The organism is Streptomyces sp. NPDC048671, from assembly GCF_055587045.1.
Map to the genome: position 1 here is coordinate 112,001 of NZ_JBVJHB010000003.1, position 13,328 is coordinate 125,328.

The 13,328-nt window shown below is 72.0% G+C and carries 14 protein-coding genes; 2 read left to right on the forward strand and 12 right to left on the reverse strand.

Going from position 1 to position 13,328, the window contains the following annotated elements; all coding sequences use genetic code 11:
* Nucleotides 1-16: 16 nt before the first annotated feature.
* From ACZ6S6_RS07430 to ACZ6S6_RS07450, 5 genes are all read right to left on the reverse strand, one after another.
* Complete coding sequence (locus tag ACZ6S6_RS07430; protein WP_362957958.1) at nucleotides 17-613, reverse strand: hypothetical protein; 597 nt, start codon at nucleotides 611-613, stop codon at nucleotides 17-19.
* 14 nt (nucleotides 614-627) lie between these two features.
* A complete protein-coding gene (locus ACZ6S6_RS07435) occupies nucleotides 628-1,791 on the reverse strand; it encodes an ROK family glucokinase (protein ID WP_362957955.1) in 1,164 nt (387 codons plus the stop codon).
* A 124-nt stretch (nucleotides 1,792-1,915) separates the two neighbouring features.
* Nucleotides 1,916-2,779, reverse strand: coding sequence for an ATP-binding cassette domain-containing protein (locus ACZ6S6_RS07440; RefSeq protein ID WP_362957952.1), 864 nt, complete (start codon nucleotides 2,777-2,779; stop codon nucleotides 1,916-1,918).
* The gene (locus ACZ6S6_RS07445; protein ID WP_362957950.1) at nucleotides 2,776-3,828 is read right to left on the reverse strand and encodes an ABC transporter permease; all 1,053 of its coding nucleotides are present in this window, start codon (nucleotides 3,826-3,828) and stop codon (nucleotides 2,776-2,778) included. Before ACZ6S6_RS07445 ends, ACZ6S6_RS07440 begins: the two co-directional genes overlap by 4 nt.
* Nucleotides 3,825-4,838, reverse strand: a complete 1,014-nt coding sequence (locus ACZ6S6_RS07450) for a sugar ABC transporter substrate-binding protein (protein ID WP_469704312.1) — start codon at nucleotides 4,836-4,838, stop codon at nucleotides 3,825-3,827. The genes ACZ6S6_RS07445 and ACZ6S6_RS07450 overlap by 4 nt, the downstream gene beginning before the upstream one ends.
* Before the next feature lie 398 nt (nucleotides 4,839-5,236).
* Here ACZ6S6_RS07450 and ACZ6S6_RS07455 point away from each other — a divergent pair, with 398 nt between their 5' ends.
* The gene (locus tag ACZ6S6_RS07455) at nucleotides 5,237-6,241 is read left to right on the forward strand and encodes a Gfo/Idh/MocA family protein (RefSeq protein ID WP_362957944.1); all 1,005 of its coding nucleotides are present in this window, start codon (nucleotides 5,237-5,239) and stop codon (nucleotides 6,239-6,241) included.
* Nucleotides 6,242-6,259: 18 nt separating this feature from the next.
* Here ACZ6S6_RS07455 and ACZ6S6_RS07460 read toward each other — a convergent pair whose 3' ends face one another.
* The 5 genes from ACZ6S6_RS07460 to ACZ6S6_RS07480 form a co-directional block, all read right to left on the reverse strand.
* Complete coding sequence (locus ACZ6S6_RS07460) at nucleotides 6,260-7,456, reverse strand: cytochrome P450 family protein (RefSeq protein WP_469704313.1); 1,197 nt, start codon at nucleotides 7,454-7,456, stop codon at nucleotides 6,260-6,262.
* 11 nt (nucleotides 7,457-7,467) lie between these two features.
* On the reverse strand, nucleotides 7,468-7,887 hold the full coding sequence (locus ACZ6S6_RS07465; RefSeq protein WP_469704314.1) for a PaaI family thioesterase: 420 nt from the start codon (nucleotides 7,885-7,887) through the stop codon (nucleotides 7,468-7,470).
* 16 nt (nucleotides 7,888-7,903) lie between these two features.
* A complete protein-coding gene (locus ACZ6S6_RS07470) occupies nucleotides 7,904-9,082 on the reverse strand; it encodes a cytochrome P450 family protein (protein WP_469704315.1) in 1,179 nt (392 codons plus the stop codon).
* A gap of 88 nt (nucleotides 9,083-9,170) precedes the next feature.
* Nucleotides 9,171-9,893 carry a response regulator gene (locus tag ACZ6S6_RS07475; protein ID WP_469704316.1) on the reverse strand — a complete coding sequence of 241 codons (723 nt, stop codon included), beginning with the start codon at nucleotides 9,891-9,893 and terminating at the stop codon, nucleotides 9,171-9,173.
* A complete protein-coding gene (locus ACZ6S6_RS07480; protein WP_362957931.1) occupies nucleotides 9,890-11,107 on the reverse strand; it encodes a sensor histidine kinase in 1,218 nt (405 codons plus the stop codon). Before ACZ6S6_RS07480 ends, ACZ6S6_RS07475 begins: the two co-directional genes overlap by 4 nt.
* Nucleotides 11,108-11,252: 145 nt before the next feature.
* On the opposite strand from ACZ6S6_RS07480, the gene ACZ6S6_RS07485 reads away from it, so the two are divergent.
* A complete protein-coding gene (locus ACZ6S6_RS07485; protein ID WP_362957928.1) occupies nucleotides 11,253-11,456 on the forward strand; it encodes a hypothetical protein in 204 nt (67 codons plus the stop codon).
* Between the two features lie 25 nt (nucleotides 11,457-11,481).
* On the opposite strand, the gene ACZ6S6_RS07490 is transcribed toward ACZ6S6_RS07485, so the two are convergent.
* Together ACZ6S6_RS07490 and ACZ6S6_RS07495 are read right to left on the reverse strand one after the other, a co-directional pair.
* Nucleotides 11,482-12,405, reverse strand: a complete 924-nt coding sequence (locus ACZ6S6_RS07490) for a DMT family transporter (protein ID WP_469704317.1) — start codon at nucleotides 12,403-12,405, stop codon at nucleotides 11,482-11,484.
* Between the two features lie 265 nt (nucleotides 12,406-12,670).
* Nucleotides 12,671-13,294 (reverse strand): dihydrofolate reductase family protein, encoded by a 624-nt coding sequence (locus tag ACZ6S6_RS07495; protein WP_469704318.1) that lies wholly within the window; start codon nucleotides 13,292-13,294, stop codon nucleotides 12,671-12,673.
* Nucleotides 13,295-13,328: the final 34 nt, after the last annotated feature.

Sequence of the window (13,328 nt, forward strand, 5' to 3'; positions counted from 1 at the left end):
CGCAGTGCGCGCAGGGTCACGGGGTGGCCGCGGACACGACGTACACGACAGGGGACATCGGATCGGTCATGTCGACGGTGATGTCCTGGTTGGGGCGCGGGTCCTCGTTGGTGTGGGTGGTTCCCGCCCATGCGACGCCGTCGCCGAAGTACCAGCCCGCGACCTTCGTGTCGCGGTCGCCGACGGTGATGTCACCCGCGGTCAGGGCCGCGCGGCCGGTGCCGACCCGGGTCAGGAACCGGTCGAGGCCGTTGGACGTGGTGCGGAACTGCACGTACATCCGGCTGGCCTTCCAGTTGTTCGTCTCGTAGTACTGGACCTCCACGGCGTCGCCTGGGATCGGTACCTCGAAGATCCGGCGCAGCATCCGGGACGGCCAGCCCTCGCGGAGCCCCTGGGCCGAGGCCTCGGCCGCCTTGTCCTGGCCGGAGCGGCGGCTCTGTCCCGCGGAGATCAGCAGATATCCGGCCGGGATGCCGATGAGCAGCACGATGATGGTCGCCGTGATCAGGCGCCGGCGGATCGTTCTGCGCCGGTCCTGCGGTGGCCGTCCGTCGCCCTGCTCGGGCGGCGGGGACTGACGCGGCACGACGGGGTGCTCGGCTGCGGTCATGGATCTGGGAGTCCCTAGGAAGTGCGGGTGTTGCGCGTATTACGGATGGTGCTCGCCGCCTGGTCGTAGATCTGCGCGTACCGCTCGTACCGCTCGACGCGGCGGCGGTTGGTACGGCGGAACCTGCGGGCCACCAGTCTGGCGAGGTCGGCGGCGCCGACCATACCCGCCTCGGGGCCGAGCTGCGCCTTCGCGATCCGTGCCTCGGGGCGGTAGCCGCGGCCGGTGAGGTGGCGTTTGAAGGCGTCCCTGGCAGGTCCGATCAGCAGGTCGTCGGCGGCGCTGACGCCTCCTCCGATGACGAAGCAGGAGGGGTCGAGCGCGGCGGCCAGATTCGCGATGCCGACGCCGAGCCACTGGCCGATGTCCTGGAGGAGCTCGACGCACATCGCATCGCCCTCGCGGGCCAGTTCGGTGATGAGCGGTCCGGTGATGTCGGGGATGTTGCCCTTGACCCGCTCGATGAGTCCGTGGGCCACCGGGGAGTCCGCCGCGGCCAGCTCCCTGGCCTCCCGGACGAGTGCGTTCCCGGAGCTGTACTGCTCCCAGCAGCCGCGGTTGCCGCAGGGGCAGCGGTGGCCGCCGGGCACCACCTGCATGTGGCCGAACTCACCGGCGACGCCGTACTTGCCGCGCTTGACCTGACCGTCCTCCAGGATCGCGCCGCCGATGCCGGTACCGAGGGTGATCATGACGAGGTGGTCCTCGCCGCGCCCCGCGCCGAAGCGCCATTCGGCCCAGGCGGCGGTGTTGGCGTCGTTGTCGACCATGACCGGGACGACCAGCCGGGAGGCGATGGCGTCGCGCAGGGGTTCGTCGCGCCAGGCGAGGTGCGGGGCGAACAGGACCTTGGAGCGGTCCGCGTCGACCCAGCCGGCCGCGCCGATGCCCACCGCGTGGACGTCGTGCCGGTCGGAGAGGTCCAGGACCAGCTCGACGATGGTGTCCTCGATGACCCTGGGGCTCTTGGACTTGTCCGGCGTCTCGGTGCGCAGGGTCTCCAGGATGTTGCCGTCGGCGTCGACGACACCGGCCATCACCTTCGTCCCCCCGATGTCGATGCCGACGGTGGGGACCCGCGGCGCGGTGAGGTGCGAGCGCCGCTCCCGGGTGCCGACGGTCCGCAGGACGGTGGCGCGGGCGGAGCCGCGGTGTGTGAAGTCGCGGTACGTGCTCATCGTCCCTGGGGGGTCTGGAGTGGCCGGGGTCGAGGTGATCCCGGCGGCGGACGGCGCCCGTCGGCCCCGATTCTGCCACTGCCGGGCGGGCGGAGCCGCCGGACGGGGCGGCGGGGCGGCGGAGCTACGCGGTGCCGCCCTTCGCCGGACCCTCGCCCCGCAGGTCGGGGCCGGGGGTGCGCTCCAGCTCGTGGCTGAGCTCCTCCAGCTCGCTGCCGCCCGCCATCTGCCGGGTGAGCTCGTCGAGCGTGATGCTGCCCCTGGTGTGGCTGCCGGCCATGGCACCCCGCTTGAGCAGCACGAAGCGGTCACCGACGAGATACGCGTGGTGCGGGTTGTGCGTGATGAGGACCACGCCCAGCCCCGCGTCCCTGGCGGCCGCGACGTACTTGAGGACGACGCCGGACTGCTTGACGCCGAGCGCCGCGGTCGGCTCGTCCAGGACGAGCACCTTGGCGCCGAAGTGGACGGCCCGCGCGATGGCCACGCACTGGCGCTCGCCGCCGGACAGGGTGCCGATGGGCTGGTCGACGTCGCGCAGGTCGATCCCCATCCGCAGCAGCGCGGAGCGGGTCGTCTCGCGCATCAGCCGGACGTCGAGGCGCTTGAGGGGGCCCACGCCGGTCGTCGGCTCGGAGCCGAGGAAGAAGTTCCGCCAGACCGGCATCAGGGGGACGACCGCGAGATCCTGGTAGACCGTGGCGATGCCCCGGTTCAGGGCGTCGCGCGGGTTGGCGAGCGTGGTCTCCTCGCCGTCGATGAGGAAGCTTCCGGCGTCGTGCCGGTGCAGCCCCGAGATGATCTTGATGAGGGTGGACTTGCCGGCGCCGTTGTCGCCGAGGACGCAGGAGATCTCGCCCGCCCGCACCTCCAGCGAGACGTCCTGGAGCGCCTTGATGTTGCCGTAGAACTTGCTGACGTGGTCGAGCTCGACCAGCGCCCGCCGGCCGGTGTCCGCCGGCCCGTTCGCTGCCTGGGGGGCCGTCATTTCGTCGCCTCCGCGCGCTTGCGTACCCATGCGTTGAGCAGGGTGGCCAGGAGCAGCATGGCTCCGAGGAAGAATTTGAACCAGTCCGGGTTCCACTCCGCGTACACGATGCCCTTGCTGGTCATGCCGAAGATGAAGGCGCCGATCGCCGAGCCGATCGCGGAGCCGTAGCCGCCGGTGATCAGGCAGCCGCCGATGACGGCCGCGATGATGTAGATCAGCTCGTTGCCGACGCCCTCGCCGGACTGGACCACGTCGTAGCTGAACAGCAGGTGCTGCCCGGAGACCCAGGCGGCGAAGGCCACGCCGAGGTAGAGCCCGATCTTCGTGCGGATCACCGGGACACCGACCGCGCGGGCCGCGTCGGCGCCGCCGCCGACGGCGTAGATCCAGTTGCCGAAGCGGGTGCGGAGCAGGATCCAGGTCGCGATCGCGACGAGGACGGCCCACCACAGGATGGTCACCTTGAGCTCGACACCGCCGACGGTCCAGTACGAGGCGAAGAACTTGCGGGCCGAGTCGAAGCCCTCCATGTTGCCGATGGTCTTCGTCGACACGGTTGTGCTGATCAGCTTGGTGAAGCCCAGGTTCAGGCCGGTCAGCATCAGGAAGGTGCCGAGCGTGATGATGAAGCTGGGCAGTTTCGTACGCGTCAGCATGAAGCCGTTGAACGCGCCGAAGGCCAGGGTGACCAGCAGCGACACGAAGACGCCGACCCAGACGTTGGCCGTCATCTGATAGCTGAACATCGACGAGACCAGTGCCGAGCTGGTGACCATCACACCGGCCGAGAGGTCGAACTCGCCGCCGATCATCAGCAGCGCGACCGGAGCCGCCATGATCCCGATGGTGGAGGCCGCGTAGAGCACCGTGCCGAAGCTGGTGGCGCGCAGGAAGCTGTCGGCGATGATCGCGAAGAAGAGGAAGACGGCCAGGGCGCCGACGACCGAGCCGAGCTCGGGGCGGCCGAGCAGCTTGCGCAGCGGTGAGGTGCGCAGCAGCCGCTCGTCGGCCCCGGCGGGGGCGGGCTGCCCGGGGGCGGCGGTCATCGGGTTCCCCGGTCGGCGTACTCGGCGAGCTGGGCGGCGTCCTTGGAGGTGATGATCTGCGGGCCGGTGAGGACCGGCCGGCCGCCGCCGAGGACGTTGCGGTTGTAGCGGTAGAGCCAGAGCAGGTCGACGGCCTCGTACCCCTGGAGGTAGGGCTGCTGGTCGACGGCGAAGCCGAGGGTCTTGGCCTTGAGCGAGGCTGCGACCTTGGCGTTCAGGTCGAAGGTGTCGATCTCGGCCTTGCTGCCCGCGGTCTGCTTCGCCTTGACGGCGGCGTCCGCGAACGGCGCGCCGAGGGTGACGACCGCGTCGATGTCCTTGTCGGCCTGGAGCTTCGCCTCGATCGAGGCCTGGACGTCCGGCATGTTGGTGCCCTCGACGTACAGGTTCTGCAGCTGGCCGTCGAAGGTCTTCTTCGCCCCGGCGCAGCGCTGCTCATGGCCGACGTTGCCCTGTTCGTGCAGGATGCACAGGGCCTTCTTGCGGCCGCGCCGGTTGAGCTCGTCGCCGACGGCCTCGCCGGCGATGGACTCGTCCTGGCCGATGTGGGTGAGCGCGCCGTACCGCTTGGACTCCGCGGAGCCCGAGTTCACCGTGATCACCGGGATGCCGGCCCGGGTGGCCTTGGCGACGACGTCCTTCATGGCGTCGGGCTTGGCGAGCGTGACGATCAGCCCGTCGACCTTCTTGTCGATGGCGGCCTGGACGAGCTGGGCCTGCTGCTGCGCCTCGTCGTTGTGCGAGTACAGGAAGTTGATGTTGTCCTTGCCGGCCGCCATCTTGGCGCCCTTCTGGACGATGTCCCAGAAGGTGTCGCCGTCGCCCGAGTGGGTGACCATGGCGAAGGTCCAGCGGGGCGTGTTCACCGCGGACCGGCCCTCGGCGGCGGCCTGCGCCGCCCGGTCCTCCGCCCGCTTGCCACCGGTGCTGCTGCATCCCATGAGGGAGGCCCCGAGCACCGCCGCAAGCACGGCACCCATCGCACGTACCCCTGTCCGAACCCTTGCCACGACTCCGTGCCCTTCTCGTGCTGCTCGTTGTGCTGCTGGTGGAGCCGGGGCCCGTGCGGTCCCGGTCCGGCTGGGCAAGTATCCCCGAGCCCTCGGCGCCGTCACCCGGCAGGGCGTGGCGCGTGTGTCGGGTCGGGGCGCGTGCGGCGCCGGGGCGGCCGCGTGCCGCCGTCGTCACCGTACGAGAAGCCGGGAAGCCTCCGACACCGTACGGAAGTCGCGGGGCGCTGTCACCGTACGGGGAGGCGGAAACCGAAGGAGTGGCGCCGGGGCCGGCGGGGCGGGTGCGCGATTCGCCGGTCGCGGCAGCGGGCGGAAGCGGGCCCCGCCCCGACACAGAACGGGCTTTGTCAGGACATATAGTTGACAGCGTTGCCGGTGACCGGCACGTTGGGTCCATGCGCATCGGACTCATCGGCACCGGCCGGATCGGCTCCTTCCACGCGGGCGTGCTGTCCCGCCACCCCTCCGTGGACGCCCTGGTGGTGACGGACACCGACCCCGCCCGCGCGGCCGAGGTCGCGCACCGGACCGGGGCGGGCACGGCCGGCTCCGCCGCGGAGGTGTTCGGCGCGGGCGTGGACGCCGTGGTGATCGCCTCGGCCACCGCCGCGCACGCCGAGCTGATCGGCCGGGCGGCGCGGGCCGGACTGCCCGCGTTCTGCGAGAAGCCCGTCGCCCTCGACCTGGCGGGCACGCTGGACGCGCTGCGCGTGACCCAGGAGGCGGGGAGCGTGCTCCAGCTGGGGTTCATGCGCCGGTTCGACGCGGGGTACACGGCGGCGCGCGCCGCCGTGCGCGGCGGGACCCTCGGCCGGCTGCACACCGTCCGGACGGTGACCTCCGATCCGGCGCCGCCGCCCGCGGCCTATCTGCCGCTCTCCGGCGGGCTGTACCGGGACTGCCTGATCCATGACTTCGACATGGTGCGCTGGGTGACGGGCCGTGAGGTGGAGCGGGTGTACGCCACCGGCTCGGACGGCGGGCCGCCGATGTTCCGCGAGGCCGGCGACGTGGACACCGCGGCCGCGCTGCTGACCCTCGACGACGGCACCCTCGTCACGGCGACGGCGACCCGCTGCAACGGCGCCGGGTACGACGTGCGGATGGAGCTCGCCGGTGAGCTGGACCAGATCGCTGTCGGCCTGGACGACCGCACCCCGCTCACCTCCGCCGAGCCGCAGGGCCCCGGCGCCCCGGCCAAGCCCTGGCCGGGGTTCCTGGAGCGCTTCGCCCCGGCGTACGAGGCCGAACTCGACGCATTCGTCCGGCTGGTGCGGGGCGAGGCGGCCAATCCGTGCGACGGCCGGGAGGCCCTGCACGCCCTGCGGGTCGCCGAGGCGTGCGAGGTCTCGCGCCGGGAGCGCCGGACGGTGGAGCTGTCGGAGATCCCCGGGGCCTGAGGGCGTCCCGCGCGCGGCTCACCACCTGACCGGCAGCCCCTCCGGTCCCCGTATGAGCATCCCCGTACGCCAGGTCAGCGTGTCCGCAGCCGCGTCCAGCGCCAGCTCCGGGCAGCGCTCCAGCAGCGATCCGATCGCCACCGCCGCCTCGATGCGGGCCAGCGGCGCACCCAGGCAGTAGTGGATTCCGTGCCCGAAGGCGACATGTCCCCGGGCGTCCCTGGTGATGTCGAACCGGTCCGCGTCCGGGTAGCGGTCCGGGTCGCGGTTGGCGTCGGCCATCGCGATCAGGACCAGCTCGCCGCCGCCCGGGATCACCGTGCCGCCGATGTCGAGCGGGCAGGTGGTGAAGCGGTAGGTGGGTGTCTCGACCGGGCCCGCGTAACGGAGCGTCTCCTCCACCGCGTTGTCGATGAGAGCGGGGTTCGCCCGCAATGCTGCGAGCTGCTCCGGGTGGGTGAGCAGGGCGAGCACCCCGTTGGAGATGAGGTTCACCGTGGTCTCGTGGCCGGCGACGAGCAACAGCCAGGCCATGCCCATCAGTTCCTCGGCGGAGAGCCGGTCGCCCTCCTCGTCGGCCGTGTGGATCAGCGCGCTCATCAGGTCGTCGCCGGGCTGTTCGCGCTTGTCGTCGAGGAGCCCGGCCAGAAAGCCGGACATCTCGGCGGTCGCCGCCCGGCGCTCCGCGGCGTCGATGGAGGACACGGAGATGTTGGACCAGGCCCGGAAGTCCCGGCGGTCCAGGAAGGGCACCCCGAGCAGTTCACAGATGACGGACATCGGCAGCGGGAACGCCAGCGACTCGACGAGATCGGTGCCGCGGCCGGGCCCCGCCAGCATCGTGTCGAGCAGCTCGTCCGTCATCCGCTGTACGCGCGGGACGAGTTGCCGCATCCGGCGCTGGGTGAACTCCCGGGAGACCAGCTTGCGCAGCCGGGTGTGCACGGGTGCGTCCGTGCTGAGCATGGACGTCCCCGAGGCGACCTGGCTCACGCCGAGGGCGGGCGAGGCACTGCTCCACTGCTTGGAGAGCCGCTGGTCCGCGAGCGCGGCGCGGCCCTCCTCGTACCCGACGACGAGCCAGCCGGGTGTGCCCTCCGGGATGCGGATCCGGTGGACGGGGCCGCGGGCCCGTAACTCCGCGTACACGGGGTACGGATCGCGGACGTACCGCTCGCCGAACGCCCCGAGGTCGACGATCGCTTCAGTCGTCATGTCAGGCTCCTTCAGGATGACGCGGCGCTCAGCACGGTGCCCTGGGCGACCGCGCAGAGGCTTTCGGTGCCGTCCTCGCCCACGGCGAACAGATCGCAGCGCGCCACCGCCTGCCGCCGGCCGGTGTGGACGACGGCCGCCCGCGCGACGAGTGCGGTGCCGGTGGCGGGCCGCAGGTACTGGATCGAGAAGCCGCCGGTCAGCACGGCCGGGCCGAGTGTCGTTCCGGCGGCGAAGGTGAGCGCGTTGTCGGCGGCGTAGGCGAGCACCCCGCCGTGCAGGAATCCGTTCTGCTGCTGGAGTTCCTCGCGGCCGTCGATCTCCAGCGTGGCCGCGCCGCCGCCGAACTCGGTGATCCGTGCGCCGACGAGCCCGCTGAACGGCTGGCTGTCGAGCACTTTCTGCGCCGTCTCCAGGTCGAGTACGGTCATGACGTTCCTCTCTGTCTCACCAGCGCACGGGGAGCCGTCGTACCCCGCGGATCAGCATGCCGGGCAGCCAGTCCGGCTCCCCTGCCTCCGGATCGAGTACGAGTCCGGGGCACCGCTCCAGCAGCGACCGGATCGCGATGCGGCCCTCCATCCGGGCCAGCGGCGCGCCCATGCAGAAGTGCACGCCGTGCCCGAAGGCCAGGTGCCCCTGCGCGTCGCGGCGGATGTCGAACCTGTCCGGGTCCGGGTAGCGGCCGGGGTCGCGGCCGCCACCCGCCAGGGCGACCAGGACCGGATCACCGGCCGCGATGGCGGTGGAGCCGATCGTGACGGCCTCCCGGGCGAACCGGAAGGTGGCGGTCTCCACCGGCCCGTCGTAGCGGAGCATCTCCTCGACCGCCCCGTCGATCAGCCCGAAGTCGGACCGCAGGGCGGCCAGTTGCTCCGGGTGATCGAGCAGGGCCCGTACTCCGTTGGAGATCAGGTTGACCGTCGTCTCATGGCCCGCGACGAGCAACAGGAAGGCCATGCCGACCAGTTCGTCGTGCGACAGCGCGTCGCCGTCCTCGTCCCGCGCGGCGATCAGGGCGCTCAGCAGGTCGTCGCCCGGCGAGCGGCGCTTGTCCTCGATCAACTCGGTGAGGTAGCCGCCCATGGCGGCGACCGCGTCGCTCTCCTCCTGCTCACCGACCGGTGAGACGACATTGTTCGAGAGCTTGCGAAAGGCGTCCCGGTCCAGGTCGGGCACGCCGATGAGTTCGCAGATGACGGTCATGGGCAGCGGGAAGGCGAGGGCGTCGATGAGATCCGCCTGCCCGGCGGGCTGCATCGCGTCGAGCAGCCCGTCGGTGATCTGCTGCACGCGGGGCCGCAGCGCCTCGATCCGGCGCGCGGTGAACTCCCGCGCGACCAGCTTGCGCAGCCGGGTGTGGTCGGGTGCGTCCATCTCCAGCATGTTGGCGTTGATCGGGTCGCCCGTAGCCGTCTGGCCGGGCAGCGTCCGCCAGTCCTTGGCGAACCGCTGGTCGGCCAGGACGGCGCGCCCCTCGTCGTACCCGACGACGAGCCACAACCGCTCGAAGTCGTCGGTCCGGACGGTGTGCACCGGGCCCGCGGCACGCATCTTCGCGTAGTACGGGTACGGATTCGCGGTGAAGTCCGCGACCCCGCGGAGATCTGCCTCGACATCGGACATGGGCCCGCCCCTCCCGGTCTGATCGTTGGCCGGCCGCCAGGACCGGCCGGTTCAGCGTATGCCGCTGGGCCCGGTCCCGGCGAAGGGTTCAGGACAGGCCGTGTCCGTCGCCGTCGTCCAGAAGCCCCGCGTCGTGGACCAGCAGGGCGATCTGGACGCGGTTGTTGAAGTCGAACTTGGCGAGAATCCGCGACACCTGGGTCTTCACGGTGGCCACGCTCAGGTAGAGCGCCGCGGCGATCTCGGCGTTGGAGCGGCCGTGCCCGACGGCGACGGCCACCTCCCGTTCCCGTTCGGCGAGCGACGCGAGCAGCCGGCGGGCCCGTTGCACGCGGTCCGCCCGCTCCTCCCGGCCGGGGCCGGCGGCGCGGGCCATGAGCTGGCGGGTGACCGCGGGCGACAGGACCGGGTCACCGGCCGCCACGCGACGCACGGAGTCGACGATCTGTGCGGGCGGGGTGTCCTTGAGTACGAAGCCGGCCGCCCCGGCACGGATCGCGCGCAGCACCTGTTCGTCGGCGTGGAAGGTGGTCAGGACGATGATCTCGGGTGCGTCCGGGCGGCCGCGCAGCACTTCGGTGGCGGTCAGCCCGTCCATGACCGGCATCCGGATGTCCATCAGGACCACGTCCGGCCGGAGCCGTCCGACGAGTCCGGCCGCCTCGCTGCCGTCGGCCCCCTCCCCCACGATGTCGATGTCGTCGGCGCCGCCGAGCATCAGGGTGAGCCCGGCCCGTACGAGCGGGTCGTCGTCGACGATGAGCAGCCGGACGGGCCGGGCCGCGGGAGGGGTGGGAGTCGGGGTGGTCATGACGGCCACGGTAGCCAGGCCCGGACCCCGAACCCGCCACCAGGCTCCGGTCCGTGGTCGAGACGGCCCCCGGCGAGGGTGGCGCGTTCGGTGAGGCCGATGAGTCCCTGGCCGGATCCGGGCACCTGCTCAAAGGGTTCGGTGGGGGCCGGGTTGCGCACCTCGACGGTGATGCCCTGGCCGGGGCCGCCGCTGACCGTGACGGTGACCTCGGCACCCGGCGCGTGCTTCCGCGCGTTGGTCAGGCCCTCCTGGGCGATGCGGTAGACGGTGCGGCCGGTGGCGGCGGGCGCCGCGGCCGGGTCGGCGAGGTGGTTGTCGAGGGTGGCCTCCATCCCGGCCAGGCGGGATTCGGCGATCAGGGCGTCCAGCGTGGCGAGGGTGGGCTGCGGCCGGTCGCCCTCGCTGTCGCGGGGGCTGCGCAGCACCCCGATGATCTCGCGGAGGTCCTGGAGCGCCTCGTGCGCGCTGTCCCGGATGACTCCGGCGGCGCGGGCCACCTCGGCCGGGGGCGCGTCGGGCCGGAATTCCAGGGCTCCGGCGTGGACGCTGAGCAGGGTCAGCCGGTGGGCGAGGACGTCGTGCATCTCTCGGGCGATGTCCTCGCGGGCCAGCCGCTGGGCCTGTTCGGCGCGGAGTCCGGCCTCGGTCTCGGCGCGCCGGGCGCGCTCGCGCAGGGTGACGACGAGCTGGCGTCTGGACCGTACGACCATGCCCCAGCTGAGCACCAGCAGGACCAGCAGGACGCCGATGATCGTGGACGCGATGAAGGAGGTGTCCGGGTCGGGGCGCAGGTAGGGCTGGACGGGGGCCACGGCCAGGGCGCCCGCGCCGACGAGTGCGACGGGGCGGAACGGCCGGTGCACGGCCACACTGAACAGGGACACCAGCAGCGCTCCGGCCGCGACGGGCTCCACGACGGACAGCGCCGTCATCGCCACCGCGAGGCCGACCGGCCACCGGCGCCGGACCCACAGGGTGCAGCAGGCCACGGCGCCGACCAGCGAGTCGACGAAGATGACGCCCTCGGATGTGCTGGGGTCGGCCTCCATCGTGGCGACGGTCGCCAGCCCGAGGCCCGCCGCGCAGAGGAACGCCGTGATGTCGACGATCCAGTCGCGGACGGTACGGCGCGAACGGGCGTCCCGGTCGCCGGGCAGCTCGGGGTCGGCCATCGCCGAGGGCAGCAGCCAGGGGTACTCCGTACGCGTCATATCGACAAAGCTACGCAGTGGATTCGCGGCTTCCGGCGGTCGGGGCCCGGGAGCGACCAAAGTCGCGGAAGGGAAGACTTTCGGCGGAGCGGCGCAGCCGACCGGCCGACGCGGCGGCGGTGTCCGGCCCGCCAGGCTCGCTGCCATGAAGAAACTCTGCGAGACGGTCGGCTTCCTGGTCTTCGTCCAGGGTGCCGCGGGGCTGCTCCACGAATGGTTGGGCTGGTTCCATTTCTTCGGTCTGGTGCAGCGGCTGCCGTTCGTCGGCGGGTACTCGCTGTTCGTCAGCATCGTGCTGGTGGTGACGGGGATCGCCGTCATGGTCGCGTCGGACGCGATCAAGGAGTAGGCGCCCGCGCGCCGGGGCGGCCCGGTCAGGGAGAGGTCGCGGCCACGCTGCGTCGGCCCCAGGCCGTACCCGCCAGCACCAGGACCGCGCCCGCCGCTCCGAGGACGCCGAGGCGTTCACCGCCGATCGCGATGCCGACGGCGGCGGCCCAGAGGGGTTCCGTGCCGAGCAGCAGGCTGACCCGGGACGGCGAGGTGCGGCGTACGGACCACATCTGCACGAAGAACGCGAAGAGCGTGCAGAAGACCGACAGGAAGAGCAGCCCGCCCCACTCACGGACGCCGAATCCGGCGGCGACCGACCACGGCGACGCGCCGGTTCCGGGGACGGCGGCCAGCAGCGCGAAGACGGCGACCGCACTGCCGAGCTGGACGGTCGTCAGCGACAGCGAGTCCGCCGACCGGACGGACCTGATGCGCGCCATCAGAGTTACGTGGAGGGTGCGGGCGAGGGCGGCGACGAGCATCAGCAGATCGCCCGCCGAGGGGCTGGTGAATCCGCCGCCCTGGGTCAGCAGCACCACGCCGGCCACGGAGAGCGCGGCGGCGGCGAGGAAGGTCCCGGTCGGCCGGACGCGGGTCACCGCGGCCTCGGCGAGCGGGGTGAAGATCATGGTGAGGCTGATGATGAGCCCGGCGTTGGTCGCCGAGGTGTGCACGATGCCGTACGTCTCCACCAGGAAGATCCCGCTGAGCACCAGGCCCAGCAGCCCCGCGCCCCGCCACTGGGCCGAGCTCAGCGCCAGCAGGCGGCGCCGTCCGGCGACCACCAGGACGGGCAGCACGACGGCGAATCTGAGCACGAGCACGGCGATGACGGTCTGCGCCGTGGTGATGCCCTTCGCGGCCAGGTAGCTGGAACCCCAGACCACCGCGACCAGCAGGACGGGCAGATCGGTGAGCCACGCCCGGCGCGGCGGCGCGAGGGCGGGTACGGCGACTGAGGACACCGGGATCTCCTGGTTCTCCACCGGCACGATGTGGAGACCTCACTGGCTCGCACGCGGAACGACGGTCACGGTACCGGCCGCCCTCCTGCGCCGGCGAGCCCCGGGACCGGTCCGACGGCAGCCGCCCCGCCGGCCCGGTCCGCGGCGGTCCGGGCCGTTCCCACCGGGCCGGGGCGGATCCGGGAGCTGTACGGGCTCGCGGAGTCGGCACTCGGCCGTTCACCGGACTGGGGCCCGCCGCGCGGCAGTTGACCGCGCCGGCCGCTCACGTACCGTCCGCGACGGAACCGAACGAGGCCGGCCCGGTGGGCCGGTAGGTGTTGATCGCGATGCCGTTGGGGGTCATCCGGGCACCGGTCAGCTCGAAGGCGGTCGGCGGCCCGCCGTCCGTGAACAGCCGCCTGCCGCGGCCGAGCACGACCGGGTGGACCAGCAGGTTGTACTCGTCGATCAGGCCGTGCGGCATCAGGGACCGGGCGAGCTCGCCACTGCCCCAGATCTGCAGCTCGCCCCCTTGTGTGCGCTCCTTGATCCGGGCGACCTCCGCGGCTGCGTCGGTGGAGATCACGGTGGTGTTCTCCCAGTCGGCCTTCCGCAGCGTGGTCGAGACGACGTACTTGGGATACCGGTTGAGCCGGGCGGCGATCGGGTCGCCGGGGTCGGTGATCCCCGGCCAGTACCCCGCGAAGATGTCGTAGGTACGCCTGCCCAGCAGGAAGGCCGCCGAGCGGTCGAACACCTCCGTGATGAACCGCCCCAGGCCCTCGTCCATGACCGGGGCCTGCCAGCCGCCGTACTCGAACCCTCCGCTCGGGTCCTCCTCGGGGGCGCCGGGGGCCTGCATGACGCCGTCGAGCGTCAGAAAGGTGATGAGGGTCAGTTTCGCCATGATCCTGCTCCTTCGGGAATGGCCGCGGATTCCG